Below are 18,922 nucleotides of genomic sequence, written 5' to 3' on the forward strand. Positions count from 1 at the left end.
AAGTGTCAGCGGGGAGGCGAACCGTGGGATCTAAGGTTGCTGCAAATAAAATGTGGGAGCGGGCTTGCTCGCGAAGGCGGTGGGTCAGTCAACATTAATGTCGACTGACCCACCGCCTTCGCGAGCAAGCCCGCTCCCACATTCGATATAGGTGGTTTTGAGATTGTATTAGGCAGTGACGGCCATCACGTGCCGGCGATGTTGAACATCGAGCTGGTCCTTGATCACCCGCAACACCTTGGCTTCGTGTTCATGGATGAAGAAGTGACCGCCGGCCAGCATGTCCACTGAGAAGCTGCCGTGAGTTTCCTTGCTCCAGCCGATCAGTTGCTCGGTGGTCGCGCGATCAGCCTTGCCGCCAAGCACGTGTACCGGGCATGTCAAAAGCGGACGCTGGATCGGCTCGAAGCGGCCGCACAGCAGGAAGTCTGCGCGCAGGATCGGCAGCGTCAGGCTCATCAACTCTTCATTGGCCAGCACTTCTTCGCGGGTGCCATTGAGGGTGCGCAGTTGCTCGATCAGCTCGGCATCGGTTTTCGGGTCGGCAAAACCCTGGTCGTAATCTGCCCGCATCGTCGGCGCAGCGGTGCCTGAAGCGAACAGCGCCACCGGCTCCGGGCAACCCAGCGAGCGAAAGGCATGAGCCATCTCGCAGGCCAGCAAAGCGCCGAGACTGTGGCCGAACAGCGCATACGGCGCCTTGAGCGTGGCTTTCTGTTCGTGCGCGAGTTGCAACGCCAGGCGCCGCATGTCGGTGTGCAATGGCTCACCGAACCGCGCGCCGCGCCCCGGCAGTTCCACTGGCTGCAACGTGAGCCACTCCGGCAGTTTGCGCCGCCAGCGGCTGTAGATCATGGCGCTCGCGCCTGAATAGGGCAGGCACAGCAATGTCAGCTGGGTCACCGGGCTTACCTCGAAAAGTTGTCTGTAAAGAGAACGGATGAGCGCCGAGGGGAATTAGTACAGAGCCCCCTGTAGGAGCCGGCTTGCTGGCGATAGCGGCGTATCAATCGACATTGATGTGACTGATACATCGCTGTCGCCAGCAAGCCGGCCCCTACAGGTAAAGCATTATTTCAGATGGCGATAAGTGGGGATTGCAGACCCGAGCACGACGGCGCCGGCGGCGATGGCCACCCCGAACCCGCTGCGCGCGCCAAACATATCCACCAGCCAACCCGAACTCGCCGCGCCAATCGCCACGCCAATGCTCAACCCGGTGACCAACCAGGTCAGGCCTTCGGTGAGCTTGGCCGGCGGCACAATCCGTTCCACCAGCGCCATCGCAACAATCAGCGTCGGCGCAAAAAACAGCCCGGCGACGAACACCGCCAGTGACAGCCCGATAATGTTGCTCGCCAGCAGCAACGGTAACGTAGTCACCGCCGTCGCCACCCCGCCGTACAGAAACAGTCGCGGCAACGGCACTTTCGAACGCAACGCCCCGAACGCCAGCCCGGCCAGACATGAGCCGATGGCATATACCGACAACACAATACTCGCCGCCGCCGGTTGGCCCTGTTGCTGCGCAAACGCCACGCTGACCACATCCACCACGCCCACTATGGTGCCCATGGCGACCATCAACAGCATCAGCAACTGAATCTCGCCGGAACGAATGATCGAGCCCTGATGGTGTTCTTCATGGGGATGAATCGCCGGCTCGGTGTCCCGTTGCAGGACAAACGCCGTGACCCCGATCGCCAGCATCAGCAAGGCCGCCAACGGCCCCGCCTCGGGGAACGCCACCACGCACAAGCCCACCGACAGCGGTGGGCCGACAATAAAGCAGACTTCGTCGAGCACCGATTCCAGGGCATACGCGGTTTGCAGTTGCGGCTGGCCGCGATAGACCTCGGTCCAGCGCGCCCGCACCATCGCCGACATGCTCGGCATGCAACCGGCCAGCGCGGCAAACACGAACAGCGTCCATTGCGGCGCCTGCAAGCGCGTGCACAGCAACACCAGCAACAACGCCCCGCCACCGATCAACGCCGACACCGGCAAGATCCGGCGCTGCCCGAAACGGTCCACCAAGCGTGAAACCTGTGGCGCGCAGAACGCGGTGGCTAAAGCAAACGTCGCCGCCACCGCGCCCGCGAGTCCGTAACCACCTTGCAGCTGGGAGAGCATGGTGATCAGGCCGATGCCGGTCATGAAAATCGGCATGCGCGCGATCATCCCGGCCAGCACAAAGGCTCGGCTGCCCGGGGCTTTGAACAGTTCGCGGTAGGGGTTGGCCATGGTTCGGCTCTCGATAAGGGCCTGCAAGTTGCCATAAGGCTGCTTAAGGGGAAAGGGTCGAATTGTTGGTTGAATGTGAAGGCCCCATCGCCAGCAAGCCGGCTCCTACAGTTGATCGCGTTTCTTCTACTGTAGGAGCCGGCTTGCTGGCGATGGGGTCATTTCCTTTCGCCAAATGAACTCTGCGCCGCCCAAACCAGTCACCTGATCAGGCCCTCACCGCAAGGCGCTCACTTACATGCAGATTTCCCTCGCCCAACAAGTCGCCCTCACCATCGGTGCCTCCGACTACATCGACAGCTGCAAGAGCCTCTATCCGGAGTTTCGCGCTAATGACTGATCATCATCCCGAACGACAAAGCGCCATCGACGCCCACGGCATCATTGGCGACATGCGCAGCGCGGCACTGGTCAACGACAAAGGCAGCGTGGATTTTTTCTGCTGGCCGGAATTCGACAGCCCGTCGATCTTCTGCTCGCTGCTGGACACGTCCGAGGCCGGCATTTTCCAACTGACGCCGGACCTGCCCGACGCCCGCCGCGAACAGATCTATCTGCCCGACACCAACGTGCTGCAAACCCGCTGGCTCAGCGACAGCGCGGTGGTCGAGGTCACCGACCTGCTGCCGATCGGCGACAGCGACGATGATCTGCCGGTGCTGATGCGTCGAGTGCGGGTGGTCAGCGGCCAAGCGACATTTCACATGCGCTGCGCCGTGAGGCATGACTACGCTCGTGCCAGAACCCGTGCGCGGCTGGACGAAAAGGACGTGGTATTCGAGGCAACCGATCAGCCGTCCATGCGCCTGTCTTCGGATCAGGTGCTGCATGTCAAAGGGGACGCGGCGGTGGCTGACTTCACCCTGGAACAGGGTCAGGGCGCGCAGTTCCTGCTGGGCGGCTTCGGCGATCCCCGCTTCAAGGCAGGGGCTGCAGACTTGTGCATGGAGCGCACGTTGAAGTTCTGGCGCGACTGGACCGGCCAGTCCAACTACCGCGGTCGGTGGCGGGAAATGGTCAACCGCTCGGCCCTTGCGCTGAAGCTGCTGACCTCACGCAAACATGGCGCGATTGTGGCCGCAGCCACGTTTGGCCTGCCCGAAACACCGGGTGGTGAACGCAACTGGGATTATCGCTACACCTGGATCCGCGACGCCTCGTTCACCGTCTATGCCTTCATGCGCCTGGGGTTTGTCCAGGAAGCCAACGATTACATGCGCTGGCTGCGCGGGCGGGTCAGCGACTGTCACGGCAAACCGATGAAGCTCAACATTCTCTACGCCATCGATGGCCGCCAGGAACTGCCGGAAACCGAACTCTCGCACCTGTCCGGCCATGGCGGCGCCACGCCGGTACGCATCGGTAACGGTGCGTACGATCAGGTCCAGCTCGATATCTTTGGCGAATTGATGGATGCGGTGTATCTGGTCAACAAATACGGCGACGCCATCTCCCATGAAGGCTGGAATCACGCGGTGGAAGTGGTCGATCAGGTCTGCGAAACCTGGCAGCAAAAAGACGTCGGCATCTGGGAAATGCGTGGCGAGCAGCACCATTTCCTGCATTCTCGGTTGATGTGCTGGGTGGCGCTGGACCGGGCGATCCGCCTCGCCTCCAAACGCTCCCTGCCCGCCCCGTTTGCCCGTTGGGACCAGACCCGCCAGGCGATCTACGTCGACATCTGGGAAAACTTCTGGAATGAAGAACGCGGGCATTTCGTCCAGCACATCGGCGGTACCGCACTGGATGGTTCGATGTTGCTGATGCCGCTGGTGCGCTTCGTCAGCGCCAAGGATCCGCGCTGGCTATCGACCCTCGAAGCCATCCAGAAAACCCTGGTACGCGACGGCATGGTCTACCGCTATCGCAACGAAGACAGCCAGATCGACGGCCTCACCGGCACTGAAGGCGCCTTCGCCGCGTGTTCGTTCTGGTACGTCGAATGCCTGGCCAGGGCCGGCCAGGTGGAAAAGGCGCACCTGGAATTTGAACAACTGCTGCGGTACGCCAATCCGCTGGGGTTGTACGCCGAAGAGTTCGACAGCCATGCGCGGCATCTGGGCAACACACCGCAAGCGCTCACGCACCTGGCGCTGATCAGCGCGGCAAGTTTTCTGGACCGGAAATTGAGTGGGGAGAAGAATTACTGGCAGCCGTGAGACCGCGTCGCACCCTTCGCGAGCAAGCCCGCTCCCACATTCGACCGGGTTCTTTCAGAAAGTATGCGATCGAATGTGGGAGCGGGCTTGCTCGCGAAGAGGCCATCAGCCAAATACAAGGCTCACAGGATCAGCCAAAGGACTGAAAACCTGGCGCCCTGTGCAATCCAGGCGCCTACAACCACTAAACAAAACCCGATAACCAACGCACAGAAAGTCATTAGCCCCTCTGGAAATCCTTTGTTGCCACTCACCACATCCCCACCTAACATCCCTCGTCAACGGGCACAGCGGAGCTGTCCAACACCCCCGAATTCAAGGAACCCGAATGACTCAGCGCATCCACCGCAGCATCGACACCCCACTCCGTACAGGCCTGAACCGCGATGAACTGTGGGAAGGCCCCGACAAAGGCCTGATCAAATGCTGGGAAATCGGCCGCCAGCGCGCCGCCCGCTTCCCCGAACTCGCCCAACAATGCCGCGTCGGCGAATTGCCGGTGCTGGGCTGGAAAGGTGGCGTCAGCCGTAGCCTGAAAAAACTCGAAAAGTACGGATCGCTCAAATACCTTGCTCAGTGGCAGGGTTTGCGCGGGGAAGATCTGGAGGTTGATTTGGACGAAGAACGGGTATTGACCTGCTCCCGGACCAGAATGGTGGTGACGTTTACGCCGGATCGCTCCAAATACTTTAATCAGATGGCGGAAACCGAAGTTCAGGAATGACCCCGGCAACCTGTCTGGAGAGTTAGATGAACAATGACGCACTGATCAACCATGCATTGACACCGCATCTGAAACTCGCCTACGAACAACATGGCCCCACCACGGGCGACCCCGTCATCCTGCTTCACGGCTTCCCCTACTCGCCCCGTGCCTACGACGACATCGCGTCAGTCCTTGGCGGAAAAGGCTATCGAGTTATCGTCCCGTATCTGCGCGGCTATGGCCCGACCCGATTCAACAGCACCGATACCCTGCGTTCTGGTCAGCAAGCCGCCCTCGCTCAGGATTTGCTGGACCTGATGGACGCACTCAATATCAGACAAGCCGCCCTCTGTGGTTACGACTGGGGCGGGCGGGCGGCGTGCATTGTCGCGGCGCTGTGGCCGGAGCGGGTTCGTTGCCTGGTGACCGGTGACGGTTACAACCTTCAGGACATTCCCCGTTCGACCCGGCCACTGGACCCGGAAACCGAGCATCGGCTCTGGTATCAGTACTACTTCCACACCCCGCGCGGCGTTGAAGGCCTGACCGAAAATCGCCGCGCCCTGTGCCAGTTGCTGTGGAAATTGTGGTCACCAACCTGGGCCGAAGGCCCCGAACGATACCCGCTCAGCGCATCGGCATTCGATAACCCGGATTTCGTCGCCGTCGTGATTCACTCCTATCGCCATCGCTTCATGTATGTCGCGGGTGATCCGGCGCTGGAATCGATTGAAGAGGCACTGACCCGGCAACCGCCAATCAACGTTCCGACGATCTCCCTCTGCGGTGCCGACGATGGTGTGGGCCCGGCGTCGGAAGTCGACGAAGACATCGCCCATTTCACAGGTTTCTATGAACGGCGCGTGCTGGCAGGCGTCGGGCATAACATCCCCGAAGAAGCGCCTGAGGCAACGATCAGGGCATTACTGGATCTGCTGGAGCGCTGACCGAAAACCGCTCGCGATAGGCTTGCGGTGTCACGCCCATGGCGCGCAGAAAACTGCGGCGCAGCGTCTCTTCGCTGCCGAACCCGCACTGGACCGCGACCCGTTTGATCGGCACGCCGGTGTCGCTGAGCAGGCGTCGCGCTGTTTCGACTCGAATCAGTTCGATAGCCCGCGCGGGCGTCTGGCCGGTGTCGGTGCGGTAGTGGCGGACGAAGCTGCGTTCGCTCATGCCGGCCTGTAGCGCCAGGGTGGGAATACCCAGATCCATGGTGAGGTGTTCGCTGATCCAGGCATGAAGGTCATCGAATCGGCTACCTTCCTTTTGCAATGACAGGGTCACGCTGAACTGCGACTGGCCGCCCGGACGTTTGAGAAAAACCACCAACTGCTGCGCCACTTCCAGCGCCATGTTGCGCCCCAGGTCTTCTTCGACCATGGCCAGCGCAAGGTCAATGCCGGCAGTCACCCCCGCCGAGGTCCACACCGGGCCGTCGTTGATGAAAATCGGATTGGGCTCGACCTGAAGCCGTGGGTGCCTCTGCGCCAACTGCTCGCAACGAGTCCAGTGCGTGACCACCCGACGGCCATCGAGCCAGCCACTGGCCGCCAGCAAAAACGCGCCGGTGCACACCGATGACACCCGGCGACATCCCGCCCCATGCTCACGCACCCACGCCACCAGTGCCGCATCCTCCGCCGCCGCGTAAACGCCCCAGCCTCCGGCAATGATCAAGGTGTCGCTGCCTTGCCCGGGCAACGGTTCGGCCAACAACGCCAACCCCGCCGACGACATCACCGCGCCGCCGCCGCAGGCGATCACCGTCGGAGCGTAAGGCGGCGGCAAACCTTTATGGCGGGCAATGTCGTTGGCCGAGGCGAACACTTGCAAGGGCCCGGTGACGTCGAGCAATTGCACATTGGCGAACGCGAGCACATGAATGGTCTTGGGCATGTTTGGCGTAATTCGTGGGGTAATTGGCGTATGCGCCAAATCCTACGAGCCTAGAGTGAAGCCGTCCACCCACTTCGCGAGAAAAACACCATGACGTTGCAGATCGGTTTTCTGTTGTTCCCGCAGGTTCAGCAACTGGACCTGACCGGCCCTTATGACGTGCTGGCCTCGCTCCCGGATGTGAAGGTGCATCTGATCTGGAAAGACCTGGTGCCCGTCACCGCGAGCACCGGCCTGGTGCTGAAGCCCACCGTTACCTTCGACGATTGCCCGGCACTGGATGTGATCTGCATTCCCGGCGGCAGCGGTGTCGGACCGTTGATGGAGGATGACGAGACGCTGACGTTCATCAAGGCTCAGGCGGCCCATGCGCGCTATGTCACTTCGGTGTGCACGGGAGCGCTGGTGCTGGGCGCCGCGGGCCTGCTCAAGGGCAAACACGCGACCACTCACTGGGCGTACCACGAATTGCTCGCGCCATTGGGTGCGATCCCGGTGAAGGATCGGGTGGTGCGCGATGGCAATCTGCTGACCGGTGGCGGAATCACCGCTGGCATCGATTTCGCGCTGACATTGGCCGCTGAATTGTTCGATAAGGACACCGCTCAGTTAGTGCAGTTGCAGCTGGAATATGCTCCGGCGCCACCGTTTGCTTCGGGCTGCCCTGAGACCGCGCCGGCCAGCGTGCTGGAGGACGCGCGGAAACGGGCTGCCGGGTCGTTGAAATTACGCTCGGAAATCACCGAGCGCGTTGCGGCGAAGCTCGATCAGGCATCAGTACGCTGATCCATTCCTCGGTGCAGCCAGTGTCCGGCTTCACCGAGGACTTTCCATCGCCCACAAAAAAACCCGCCTAAGCGGGTTTCTCAAGACCATTGCGACATCCTGTCAGCAGCCATCCAGGCCTATGGTCGATCATCCGTGATCCTGAGTGCATCCTGCGACTCAGTTGATGGATCCAGAGTAACTGCGATGTTGAAGCGTAAACAGACGACATACACGCGCTCTGGTGTAAGCCATTGACCATCAGCATGCCGACAGTGTGGGAGCGAACCTGTGTGGCATTCCGATAAATCCCCTCGCCACAAAGTCTCACCCCCAAAAAAAAAGAGAGCTTTTCAGCAGACGAAAAAAAACCCGCCGAAGCGGGTTTTCCCAAGACCATGTCGACTCCCTGTCGATAGCGTTCCGTGCTGATGGCCGATCATCCTTGATCCCGAAGCACTTCCTGTGCTCCGGTTGATGAAGCTAGATTACGCATCGGATCCAATCCGCAACAGGCGACATAGTTACCATCGCGTGTAGGACATTCGCTATACCACCCCTTCCGAAAACCCTTAGACGCATCAGGTGTCGAGCCTGGAAGCTACGAGTTTCGGGGCCTGCAGTCGCCTTTCAACTTGCAGCCATTACTCGCCCTGCTGCAAGCGGGCCTTGGTATTGATCTTCAGAAATTCTTCGATGTTGTTCATCTGCTCATCCCAGCCCCGGCTGTCCATGCGGAAGGCCTTGAGCCGCCGCGTCTGGGGAATGTGATCGAAACCGGACTCGGTGACCTTGAGCAAGGTGCCGTTATCCATGTCTTCAAGCTCGAACAGGACCAGCGTGGTGGGTTCCTGGGAGTAATCGACTTCCGGCTCGACGGCATACGGGTGCCAGCGAAATGAAAACACGCGTTCCGGCTCGACTCGCTCTACCAGGACGTTCCACAGCAAATGCTCATAACCGGGGTAGGTAATCTGCCCCTGAGTCCATTCGCCGGCGACAAAACGCTTGCCTTCCAGTGCCACGCCAAACCACTGCCCGAACGCTTCGGCGTTGGCCAGCACACGCCAGACCTGCGAGCGCGGCGCTTTAAGCAGGATCTTCCTTTCGATGCGATCTGATGCTGGGTTCATAAGTCACCTCCTGTACTGAACAGTAGGCCTGTAAGACCACAAGACCAACCTTAAAGTTGTATCAATCGGGCTGCTCAATCAACCCTGCCTGAAATATTCGGCCGCACATCCGCACCAAAGTTCGCGGTTGAGAACGAGAGTCAACCGATGGGAGCTGCTACCGTTTGCAGGGACGACATTGACCGGACAAGGAAGATTCATGCAGCCCTCACTCACGGAACGTTATCGCGGCGCCCTGCTGGGCCTGGCCTGCGGTGATGCCGTCGGCACCACTGTCGAATTCCAGCCACGCGGCTCGTTCAGCCCCTTGACCGACATGGTGGGCGGCGGCCCTTTCAATCTGAAGCCCGGGCAATGGACCGATGACACCTCGATGGCGTTATGCCTGGCCGAAAGCCTGCTGAGCAAAAACGGCTTCGATGCCGCCGACCAGATGGGTCGCTACCTCAATTGGTGGCAATGGGGTTACCTGAGTTCGACCGGGGAATGCTTCGACATTGGCATGACCGTCAGTGATGCCTTGACCCGGTATCAGCAAACCGGCGAGCCCTTCGCAGGTTCGACCGATCCCTACACCGCAGGGAATGGTTCGTTGATGCGGCTGGTGCCGGTGGTTCTGTATTACTTCCCCGACCGTAACCGGATCAGCGAGTTCTCCGCTCACAGTTCCCGCACGACACACGCCGCGCCTGAAGCCGTTGAGTGCTGCCAATTGTTCGCCGAGCTGATAGGTCACGCGTTACAGGGCGCGGCCAAAGCGGATTTACTCCGTTTGCAGGCCACGACCCTCCTGGAGCCAAAAGTCATCGCCATCGCACGCGGCGATTACTTCGACAAACCCGAAAGCGCTATCCGTGGCAGCGGTTATTGCGTTGCCTCGCTGGAAGCGGCGCTGTGGTGTTTTCATCACACCGACAGCTTTGAAGCCGCTGTCCTGACGGCCTCCAATCTGGGCGATGACGCCGATACCACCGCCGCCATCGTCGGTCAGTTGGCCGGGGCTTTTTACGGCGTGCAGGCCATTCCCGACCGTTGGCTGCAAAAGTTGCACAGGTGCGAGGACATCGAAGCTTATGCAGTTCGATTACTCCAGGCTTCAAATACTCCGGCCGCAACGGGATAAGGCTTCGCTACACTGCACCTCTTCTTTTCCTGTCACAGCGAGAACCCCATGCCTCCACGCTTTCTCCTGGCGCTGACGCCGTTGCTGTTCAGCACCGTTGCCCAGGCCGTCGATTGCGACAACGCCACCGACCAGGCCACGATGAATCAATGTGCGGCGCAGCAGAACAAAGCGGCGGACAAGGAATTGAATACGCTTTACCAGCAGATCACCGAACGCCTGAAGGACAGTCCCGACAGCAAGAAGCTGTTGGTCGGCGCGCAGCGGGCGTGGATCGGGTTTCGGGATGCCGAGTGCAAGTTCTCCGCGTCCGGGGTTGAGGGCGGGAGTGTTTATCCGTTGATTTACAGTAATTGCATCACGGATCTGACCAAAGCGCGGGTTGAGGCTTTCAAGATCTACTTGAAGTGTCAGGAGGGGGATTTGAGTTGTCCAGTGCCGGGACAGTAATGTCTCGGTTGTTGTTGAAGACAACATCGCCAGCAAGCCGGCTCCTACAGATTCGGCGTGATCCCTTGTAGGAGTCGGCTTGCTGGCGATGGCATCAGAGCAGGCGCCGGCCGTTACCGGACAAATATCTGCGCCGTGGTAATCGCCATATCCCCACCCGGCAATTTGATGCTACCCACCTGTTTCAAGCTGTCGGCATCAAAAATCGCCACATCGTTAAACGTCCCGGCCAGGTAAATCTTGCTGCCCTCCTTGTTGAAGGAAATGCAGTAGTAGGAATGATCCAGCGTCGCCGCCTGCAGCATTTTCTTTTCCTTGATGTCGTACTTCGCCAGGCGATTGAGCACGCCGAACATCAGGTTCGGATCCTTCGGCGAGCGCATGCCGCTGAAGTAGATCTCCGTCAGAGGACCGAAGTCGGTGGTTTCGGTCTTGCCGGTTTTCAGGTCGATGCTGAACAACCCGTAAAGGTACTCGGCGGTAGCGGGATCCTGCTTCTTGTCCTTGAATTTCGCCGCGGTGTAGAGCAACGAGAAGTCATGGCGATAGGTCTGCTGGTTCCACACGTAGAGCACGTCCGGCGCACTGTAGTTGGCCCGTTTCCAGTGACGGCTGGGAATCAGCACGTCGAACTTGCCGGTTTTCACATCGACCTTGTAGATGTCCGCCCCGGCCACGTACAGCGTACCGTCGTCGCCGCTTTGCATGATGGTCAGCTGCCGTGGCGCCGGAAAACTGCGCACCGGTTTGGCGTCCATGCCGGCGTCGGTGGCGTAGACATCCAGCCGAGGCTGCTGCACCTCGTAGCGGTCGTTGAGCATCAATGTCGGGTTGGCAATGGTGAACAGCTCCTTGCCGTCATGACTGAGGGTGAAGGCGAACATCGACTTCGCTTTCTCTCCCGGCTTCTGGGTGATGCTGGCGTGGAACACCTGTTTGCAACTATCCAGCTCGACGCCGTAGACATCCGCGTAGTGATTGTTCAGCACATAAGCGGTCTTGCGATCCGGCGATAACTGCACAGTGCCCGGACCGAAGGCGTCCGGCATCTTGCAGGTCTTGAACAGGGTGTCCGTGGCCAGGTCGATCACGTGCAGGTTGTTCGGATAATTGGTGGTCAACATGTACTCGTGACCGTCTTGCAGAGCGGTGTTTTCATCCGCCAGAACGTTGAACGAACAGACGCTCAGGACGGCAAACGCGGCCAGGCCGCAGGCTTTGATGCTGTGCATGCTGGAATCCTTCTTCTCTGTCCGATCACTTGTCTTTCGGGAAGACAGTGCCAAGGTTGCGCCAGTTGTCGTTGGACGCCTGGGCATCCTTGTTCCAGTCCGGGTAGGTGCTCATCATGTCCGGCACCTGGGCCGGCCACCAGCAAGGGTCCGAGCAGCCATAAAGATCGGCTTCCATCGGCTGGCACAACGACGACACACCGCCAAACGCATCGATTTCCCAACCCGGGTCGGTGGTCGAGGCACAGCCCGCAACAGAGCTCATCGCCACCACTTCTTCGATACGGTTTTCGGCCGCGGCCTCATCGAGTTTCAACGCTTTATTATTGATTGCCTTGAGATGTTTCATATCAGTGAGCCTTGCGCGGAGTGATGTAGCTGCTGATAAACGCAGGGTTGTGGGCCATGATCCGGGTGTAGACCTCGATGCCGAAGTCGACCCAGTCACGCATCAGTTCGCAGTAGTGATAGGTCGGGTGGGTCGGGTCGCCGTAACGGGCGTAGCTCTCGTGGTAGCAGCCGCCGGAGCAGAGATTGCGGATCTGGCAGTCTTCGCACCCGGTGTTAGTACGGTCGAGGCGCTGGGACAGGAAGTCGTTCAGCTCAACCTGTTTCACACCGCTGTGCACGTTGCCGAAGGTCGGCAGCGATGAGCCGGTAAAACGGTGGCACAGGTTCAGCTCCCCTTTGTGATCCACCGCCAGCATCTTCAGGCCCGCGCCGCATGGCAGGGCTTTTTTGTGGCCTTCGTGAATGTCGGTGATCAGCTGGTGCAGGTTGGAGAACCCGATGTTGCGGTGCTCCAGCGCCGCTTCCAGGTAACGCCGGCCTAGCCTCTTCATGCTGGCGAAGACTTCGATCAGCTCGTCGCTGGTCAGGTTGAAGGTGCTGATGTCGCCGGAGGTCACCGGGGCAAACCCGACTTCGGCAAAGCCCAGTTCATTGAACAGGTGATCCCAGATGGTTTCGACGTCGGTAACGCCGGTGGTCAGGGTCACCCGCGCGCCCACCGGACGACTGTTGTAACGCGACAGCAGCATCTCGGCCTTGCGCCGCACCACGTCATAGGTGCCCTGCCCGCCCACGGTGATGCGGTTGCGGTCGTGCACGGTTTTCGGTCCGTCGATACTGACCGAAAGCCCGAAGCGATGGGCATTCAGGTAGTCCACAGTCTCTTCGGTGAGCAGCGTGGCGTTGGTGGTCATGACGAACTCGACGAACTTGCCCGCCTCGCGGAAACGCTTCTCGCAATAGTCGACCATGTACTCGATCAGCTTGCGATTGCTCAGCGGTTCGCCGCCAAAAAACACCACGGTAAAGCGCTCTTCATCCGGCGATTCACGCAGTAGCATTTCTACCGACGCGACCGCCGTTTCGACGTCCATTTTCTTGCCGGCCGACGGCTTGTCGAGGTCTTCCTTGTAGCAGTACGTGCAACTCAGGTTGCAGCCAGTGTTGACGTTGAGCACCACGGTGTTGATCGCGGTGCGCTCGACCCGTTTGGTGCCGATGTCCGGGGTCAGCGGCGAACCGTCGCTGACCAGTTCCAGGGACATCAACTCACGCAAGGTCTCGGTGATTTCTTCGCCGTTGAAGCGTGAAGACAAACGCTGGATCAGGTCGTCCGACGAACAGCCGGGACCGCGCAACGTATCGATGATGGTGCCGGTCAGCTCATCGCTGGCGAACAGCGAACTGCTGGGAATGTGAAACAGCATGCGGTCGGCATCGACGTGCACTTCGTGCAGATTCCGCTCAACCAGATTCAAAATAGCGCCCATTGCAACCTCCTGTGCAAACCCCGCTTGGCGGGGCCTGCGGTCATTCCGAAAAAGTGTCTGAAGCCTTTGGTTTCAGCCAACTCACGGAATGGGTGGATTGTTCCAGCGTTGCACGGTGACGATCATGTGGCCTTCGCCGGTCAGGGATTTCCCTGCGTCGTCGACGGCGGCGATCACCTTCAGGTTGCCGGCATTGTTGGTGGACATTTTGCGTTGCGGGTTCGGTCCGGCATCGCCCGGTGTGAATACGCCGCTGTCAGCCTGCATGGTGCCGGCGAACTTGACGTCTTCGTCTTCCTTGGCGCGGTCGTCGAAGGCTTCGACCGACCACTGCGCCGGGAACACGCCGATGCGATACGGCTTGCCGTCGGCGCCCTTGCCCCAGGCTTCCGCGTCGAAACGCCCCTGGACTTTCGGCGTCGAACCACCGCCCTCGCCGATCCGCGCCACCGAGAACTCGGGCACGACTTTGACTTCGGCAATTTTACTGTAGACCGACAGGGTCGGGCCTTTCAGCGTACCGACGGTGACGTGGCGTAGGCCCGGCTGGGCATTGGCGGCGGCCTTGAGTTTGACCTTGATGCGATCCGCGTGTTGCTCCACAACCTCGACCACTTCCACGCCTTTGCCGAAGTTCGGTTTGCCGGTGAGACCGCTGCCGATCAGGGTTACTTCCGTCTCGACGCCGGCCTTCAGATAACCAGGCTGCACCGCCAGCAAACGACTGCTGCCCTGCTTGGCGGCGACGAAGTCCAGCCCACGCTCATCGTGCTCGGCTTCGAACATCCGCCCTTGCATCGCATTGCCTTGGGCGGCGAACACCTGACGCATGGTCACACCGTCGATGGTCACGTTGCCGCGCCATTCGTAACCGGTGTAGAGAATCGCGCTGCCGTCACCGTTGAACGGCGTGCCGTCGGCGTATTGGCCTTTGACGCTGACCTTGAACGTGTCGTCGCCATCGGCGCTTACGCTCATCACCCCGGCCAGTTCGCCTTTACCCGGCAAGTGGCCGCTGAAGCTCCAGTCGCCCACCAGCGCCTCGGCTTTCGGCGCGGTGCCCAGCCATTTTTTCCAGGCCGGGTTGTCCAGCGGATAACGCTTGGCCAACAGCGGCACCATTTCTTTGCGCGCCAGATCGAACCAGTCGCGGTCGCGGGACAGGGCCTGGTATTCGAGTGACGGCCACTGACCCAGGTGGAAGTTCACCAGACGCTCCCATTCCTGGGCCGGACGCCGTTGCAGGGCGACCCGCGCACCGGAGTGGCAGCGGCCGCACATCTGGCTGGTCTGGTCGTCGAATTTCTCGACGGTATTGAGTCGGCGTTCCAGCGCATACCGCACGCCGTCGGTCTCGCTCGGCGCCAGGCCCTGGGTGTCGGCCAGGTATTTGACCAGGGTGCGGCGGTCGTCATCGCTGATCTGCAAACCGTGCATGGTCTGCATCCGGGCGATGCTCATCAGCCAGCCTTCCGGTGTTTTGCGCTGGTGACTGATGCGGCTCAGGGCGTTATCGGCTTCGGGGGTATGACAGCCCTGACAGGTTTCCTTGAGGATGGTCTGGGCGTCGCGGGCTGCCAGGCTGTCAGGCGAATGCAACGCCACACAAGCGGCCACGGCCAACAGACTGGCGCTCAGGCCTGATCGGAGTTTTCTCTTCATCAACGTCGAACCTCGCACGGTGCTTTCTTATTTTTGTGGCTTATCGTTTTTATGGTTTCTGCCGCCGGCGGCGCACCGCAGACGGAGGCAAGAGAAACGTCTGCGATGAGCAATACACGGAGCGTGCCAGCTTGCCGATTACCTTTTTTATCAAACGGTTGCGTGAAGTTGCCTGCGGTTGACCCTGCCTGATCGAGAGCGCCTGCGTCTAATATCGCGACAGTTGTTGCAGTCTGAGACAAGCATAGATGCCATGGCCGGAACAGCTCATCGCCCGACGATTGACGACAGCCCCCCGCGGGGGCGAAATAAGTGTTCACCCATTGCCAGTCAGGGAGTCACACCATGGCAAGCATCACTATCCTCGCGGGGGACTTTCTGCAGGGTGACGGAGAGTACGCAGACGGCGTTTTCACCCTGAGAACGTCGCTTCACCCGTGGCCCGGCATCACCCTGCCACTCTCCTCGTTCAAAAGCGTGGAAGTCGCCAACGAGGACTCGATCAACAACATCAAGGATGCCATCGGCTTCGGGGTCGCCGGCGCCATGCTGCTAGGCCCCATCGGCGCGATTGCCGGGTTCATGCTGGCCGGGAAAGAAACCGAAGTCACCTTTCTGGCCACGCTCAAGGACGATAGAAAGCTGCTGGTTGCCGTGGATGGCAACACATTCGAGGAGATTTCCCGAAAAATCGCCGCCTGATGGCCCAACGCGAGCCGCACCGGTTACACGGTGCGGCTTGACGCTGATTCAGATCGAATAGGTGGTATGAATGCTTTTGTGCGCCTCGATTTCCTGGCGCATGTCGGCCACCAGCGTGGCGATGGCGTGGGGACTGTCCAGTGTCCACACCGGAACGTGGGTGGCGATCAGGTCCACTTTGCCAGTCATGCAGTCACAGACCCTGATCGTCAGAGACTGGTCCGCTTCCAGGTTGCAGGTGCAGACGGCGGGCAGAAAACTGTGTTCGATGATGTTTTGGATTTCCAGGGTTGAGAGAAACATCGCAACCTCCCTTACACCAGATGTGTGCCGGGCAAATGCTCCGTCATTTCACCCACCGAGCCTGAAAATTCTATTCCCCGAAAGTGGGGGACTCAAGGGCGCAACCCGGTTGCTCGTCGTCTCGACGGCTGGCGCCAGCATTCAAGCTTTCCCTCTTAGCGTCGATAACCTGCTTACACCAAACGTTCAGGGAAGACGACATGGCAATTTCTTTAAACGCTGCCTTTATCCAGCCATCAGCCGCTCAGCTCAGCCAGTCCAGCCAACCATTGACAGCCAAAACGCTGAGTGAAGACCTGCAGAAGACGGCGATCAACATCAATCCGGCGGCGATTTACCATCCAAGCGATGAAACGCCAGCAACCAGTCTGACCATAGAATCGATCGAGACCTGGATCGGCCGATCCCAGTCGCCTGATTTCCCACAGGTTGCCGAGCGTCACAAAAACGCCCATCAATCACTGAAATTCTCTTTCGAAGAGTTCCAGTCTGCATTGGCCCACGCCTACCCGGATCTCGCCGACAAAAAATTCGGCTTCACCCTCCAAGCGGATGGAAGCCTCAAGGCCCTCAACAGTTCAGGCCAGCTCAGTTCCTCCGACATGAATCGGCTGAACAATTTGCTGAATGCCTCCAGTTCGCTGAAAGCAGCAGCGAGCAGTTACCGCGACGCCTCCATCGATTTAGTGGCTGCCGACTCCGTATGGGGTGGCAGCTACGTGGGCGGGTACAACCTGAACAAGGACAATTTCGCCAGCACCATCGATCTGGGCGCCCTGTTCCTCAAGAAAGGTTCGGTGCCAAACGCTGAAACCCTGAACGGATTTTTCTCTTCTCAGTTGTGGAGCAAAGGCGAGCGAATGACCCAGGCGACGGAAGCGCAGATGCTGTCCGAGCGCAATAAGGTCGACGTGACGGCCTGATTCCGACAACAGGCGCAGATTGCCCGAACAAGCCCGGACCTCAGCATCGATCCGAGCTGAAACAACCGTCTCTTGAATCTCAGGCATCGTCGCGATTTGCGACAAAGCGTCAGGTCCTGTCGACCACGACTCTCCTCCAGCGCCCGCTGCCCAAGGGCTATTCGGCCCTTGCGGGCAGTTGGCACAGCCATTGCGAAAGCCTCGTTCTCACGAACAACAAGAGGCCTCGCCATGACGCTCCCTTACCTGCTTCCCGCCACCTCGGCGTTCATCCAGCGCGCCCCGCGCATGCTCATCGGCGGTGACTGGGTCGAGGCCGCCGACGGCCAGACCATGCCCCTGCACAACCCGGCCACCGGCGAGGTGCTGTGCGTGGTGCCGCGGGCCACGCCGGAAGACGTTGACCGCGCGGTCCTCGCCGCCCGCCACGCATTCGATGATTCCGCCTGGACTCGCACCCGCCCTCGGGAACGGCAGAATCTGTTGTGGAAACTCGCCGAACTGATGGAGCGCGACGCCGAACTGCTCGCGCAGCTGGAATGCCTGAACAACGGTAAAAGCGCCGCCGTGGCCCAGGTGATGGACGTGCAGTTGTCCATCGACTTCCTGCGCTACATGGCCGGTTGGGCGACCAAGATCGAAGGTTCCAGCGTGGAAGTGTCGTTGCCGTTGATGCCCAACGATCAGTTCCACAGTTTCATTCGTCGCGAAGCGGTGGGAGTGGTTGGCGCCATCGTCGCCTGGAACTTTCCGTTGCTGCTGGCCTGCTGGAAACTCGGTCCGGCCCTGGCCACAGGCTGCACCGTGGTGCTCAAGCCTGCCGACGAAACCCCGCTGACCGCGCTGAAACTCGCCGAACTGGTGCTGGAAGCCGGTTACCCCGAAGGCGTGTTCAACGTGGTCACCGGCACCGGCATCACCGCCGGTTCGGCCCTGACCCATAACCCGCTGGTGGACAAGCTGACCTTCACCGGCTCCACCGCTGTCGGCAAGCAAATCGGCAAGATCGCCATGGATTCCATGACCCGGGTCACGCTGGAACTGGGCGGTAAATCGCCGACCATCGTCATGGCCGACGCCGATCTGAAGACCGCCGCCGCAGGCGCTGCCAGTGCGATTTTCTTCAATCAGGGCCAGGTGTGCTGCGCCGGTTCGCGCCTGTATGTGCAGCGCAAGCATTTCGACAATGTGGTGGCGGACATCGCCGACATTGCCAACGCCATGAAGCTCGGCAACGGGCTGGACCCAAGCGTGGAGATGGGGCCGCTTATTTCCGCGCGGCAGCAGGAACGGGTTTACGGCTACATCGAAAAGGGCCGGGAAAGTGGCGCGACCATCGCCTGCGGCGGTGAGCAATTCGGGCCGGGATTCTTCGTCAAACCGACGGTGATCGTCGATGTCGATCAGAAGCATTCACTGGTGCAGGAAGAGATCTTCGGCCCGGTGCTGGTCGCGATTCCGTTTGATGACGAGGCCGATGCGTTGCGCATGGCCAATGACAGTCCGTACGGACTGGGGGCGAGTATCTGGTCGAATGATCTGGCGGCGGTGCACCGGATGATCCCACGGATCAAGTCCGGTTCGGTGTGGGTCAATTGCCACAGCGCCCTGGACCCGGCGTTGCCGTTTGGCGGGTACAAGATGTCGGGAGTCGGGCGGGAGATGGGGTATGCGGCGATCGAGCATTACACCGAATTGAAATCGGTGTTGATCAAGCTTTGATCTTCATCGTTCTTTAGGCCGCCTTCGCGGGCAAGCCCGCTCCCACCGTGATTTGTGTGTGCCGCAGATTGCGGATTCACCCCAAAAACCTGTGGGAGCGGGTTGCCCGCGAAGAGGC

18 protein-coding genes are annotated in these 18,922 nt (G+C 60.1%); 9 read left to right on the plus strand and 9 right to left on the minus strand.

All coding sequences use genetic code 11. From position 1 onward, the window contains the following. Positions 1-168 precede the first annotated feature (168 nt). Positions 169-903: a thioesterase II family protein gene (locus tag FBY04_RS19185; RefSeq protein WP_145316262.1), complete on the minus strand. Its 735-nt coding sequence runs from the start codon at positions 901-903 to the stop codon at positions 169-171. Positions 904-1,071: 168 nt separating this feature from the next. Then, a complete protein-coding gene (locus tag FBY04_RS19190) occupies positions 1,072-2,244 on the minus strand; it encodes an MFS transporter (protein WP_145316264.1) in 1,173 nt (390 codons plus the stop codon). Positions 2,245-2,576: 332 nt separating this feature from the next. Between FBY04_RS19190 and FBY04_RS19195 the strand changes: the two genes are divergently transcribed. The 3 genes from FBY04_RS19195 (at position 2,577) to FBY04_RS19205 (ending at position 6,056) form a co-directional block, all read left to right on the plus strand. Next, a complete protein-coding gene (locus FBY04_RS19195; protein ID WP_145316266.1) occupies positions 2,577-4,403 on the plus strand; it encodes a glycoside hydrolase family 15 protein in 1,827 nt (608 codons plus the stop codon). A 328-nt stretch (positions 4,404-4,731) separates the two neighbouring features. Beyond that, positions 4,732-5,127, plus strand: a complete 396-nt coding sequence (locus FBY04_RS19200; protein ID WP_145316268.1) for a hypothetical protein — start codon at positions 4,732-4,734, stop codon at positions 5,125-5,127. A gap of 26 nt (positions 5,128-5,153) precedes the next feature. Next, complete coding sequence (locus FBY04_RS19205; RefSeq protein WP_145316270.1) at positions 5,154-6,056, plus strand: alpha/beta fold hydrolase; 903 nt, start codon at positions 5,154-5,156, stop codon at positions 6,054-6,056. On the opposite strand, the gene FBY04_RS19210 is transcribed toward FBY04_RS19205, so the two are convergent. Further along, a complete protein-coding gene (locus FBY04_RS19210; protein WP_145316272.1) occupies positions 6,025-7,008 on the minus strand; it encodes a GlxA family transcriptional regulator in 984 nt (327 codons plus the stop codon). The genes FBY04_RS19205 and FBY04_RS19210 overlap by 32 nt on opposite strands. A 90-nt stretch (positions 7,009-7,098) precedes the next feature. Here FBY04_RS19210 and inhA point away from each other — a divergent pair, with 90 nt between their 5' ends. Further along, entirely contained in the window at positions 7,099-7,794 is a 696-nt protein-coding gene (gene inhA / locus FBY04_RS19215; protein WP_145316274.1) for an isonitrile hydratase, read from the plus strand. A gap of 623 nt (positions 7,795-8,417) precedes the next feature. Here the strand turns inward: inhA and FBY04_RS19220 are convergent. Next, positions 8,418-8,906: an SRPBCC family protein gene (locus tag FBY04_RS19220; protein ID WP_084321057.1), complete on the minus strand. Its 489-nt coding sequence runs from the start codon at positions 8,904-8,906 to the stop codon at positions 8,418-8,420. Between the two features lie 199 nt (positions 8,907-9,105). Between FBY04_RS19220 and FBY04_RS19225 the strand changes: the two genes are divergently transcribed. Further along, entirely contained in the window at positions 9,106-10,029 is a 924-nt protein-coding gene (locus FBY04_RS19225; protein WP_145316276.1) for an ADP-ribosylglycohydrolase family protein, read from the plus strand. A gap of 48 nt (positions 10,030-10,077) precedes the next feature. Next, positions 10,078-10,479 carry a lysozyme inhibitor LprI family protein gene (locus FBY04_RS19230; protein WP_084321059.1) on the plus strand — a complete coding sequence of 134 codons (402 nt, stop codon included), beginning with the start codon at positions 10,078-10,080 and terminating at the stop codon, positions 10,477-10,479. 113 nt (positions 10,480-10,592) lie between these two features. Here the strand turns inward: FBY04_RS19230 and peaD are convergent, their stop codons facing one another. The 4 genes from peaD to peaA form a co-directional block, all read right to left on the minus strand. Continuing rightward, the gene (gene peaD, locus FBY04_RS19235) at positions 10,593-11,711 is read right to left on the minus strand and encodes a quinohemoprotein amine dehydrogenase subunit beta (protein ID WP_145316278.1); all 1,119 of its coding nucleotides are present in this window, start codon (positions 11,709-11,711) and stop codon (positions 10,593-10,595) included. 25 nt (positions 11,712-11,736) lie between these two features. Next, complete coding sequence (gene qhpC / locus FBY04_RS19240) at positions 11,737-12,060, minus strand: quinohemoprotein amine dehydrogenase subunit gamma (protein ID WP_008027961.1); 324 nt, start codon at positions 12,058-12,060, stop codon at positions 11,737-11,739. A gap of 1 nt (position 12,061) precedes the next feature. After that, positions 12,062-13,492, minus strand: coding sequence for a quinohemoprotein amine dehydrogenase maturation protein (gene peaB / locus FBY04_RS19245; protein WP_145316280.1), 1,431 nt, complete (start codon positions 13,490-13,492; stop codon positions 12,062-12,064). Positions 13,493-13,573: 81 nt separating this feature from the next. After that, positions 13,574-15,154, minus strand: a complete 1,581-nt coding sequence (gene peaA / locus FBY04_RS19250; protein WP_145316282.1) for a quinohemoprotein amine dehydrogenase subunit alpha — start codon at positions 15,152-15,154, stop codon at positions 13,574-13,576. Between the two features lie 345 nt (positions 15,155-15,499). Between peaA and FBY04_RS19255 the strand changes: the two genes are divergently transcribed. After that, positions 15,500-15,856 carry a hypothetical protein gene (locus tag FBY04_RS19255; protein WP_084321063.1) on the plus strand — a complete coding sequence of 119 codons (357 nt, stop codon included), beginning with the start codon at positions 15,500-15,502 and terminating at the stop codon, positions 15,854-15,856. 48 nt (positions 15,857-15,904) lie between these two features. Here the strand turns inward: FBY04_RS19255 and FBY04_RS19260 are convergent, their stop codons facing one another. Further along, positions 15,905-16,159, minus strand: coding sequence for a DUF1652 domain-containing protein (locus tag FBY04_RS19260; protein WP_145316284.1), 255 nt, complete (start codon positions 16,157-16,159; stop codon positions 15,905-15,907). A gap of 200 nt (positions 16,160-16,359) precedes the next feature. Here FBY04_RS19260 and FBY04_RS19265 point away from each other — a divergent pair, with 200 nt between their 5' ends. Together FBY04_RS19265 and FBY04_RS19270 are read left to right on the plus strand one after the other, a co-directional pair. Beyond that, positions 16,360-17,082, plus strand: a complete 723-nt coding sequence (locus FBY04_RS19265) for a hypothetical protein (RefSeq protein WP_084321065.1) — start codon at positions 16,360-16,362, stop codon at positions 17,080-17,082. 231 nt (positions 17,083-17,313) lie between these two features. Beyond that, positions 17,314-18,804 (plus strand): aldehyde dehydrogenase, encoded by a 1,491-nt coding sequence (locus FBY04_RS19270; RefSeq protein ID WP_145316286.1) that lies wholly within the window; start codon positions 17,314-17,316, stop codon positions 18,802-18,804. Positions 18,805-18,922: the final 118 nt, after the last annotated feature.

The sequence above is a fragment of the Pseudomonas sp. SJZ080 genome, assembly GCF_007828295.1.
GTDB lineage: Bacteria > Pseudomonadota > Gammaproteobacteria > Pseudomonadales > Pseudomonadaceae > Aquipseudomonas > Aquipseudomonas migulae_A.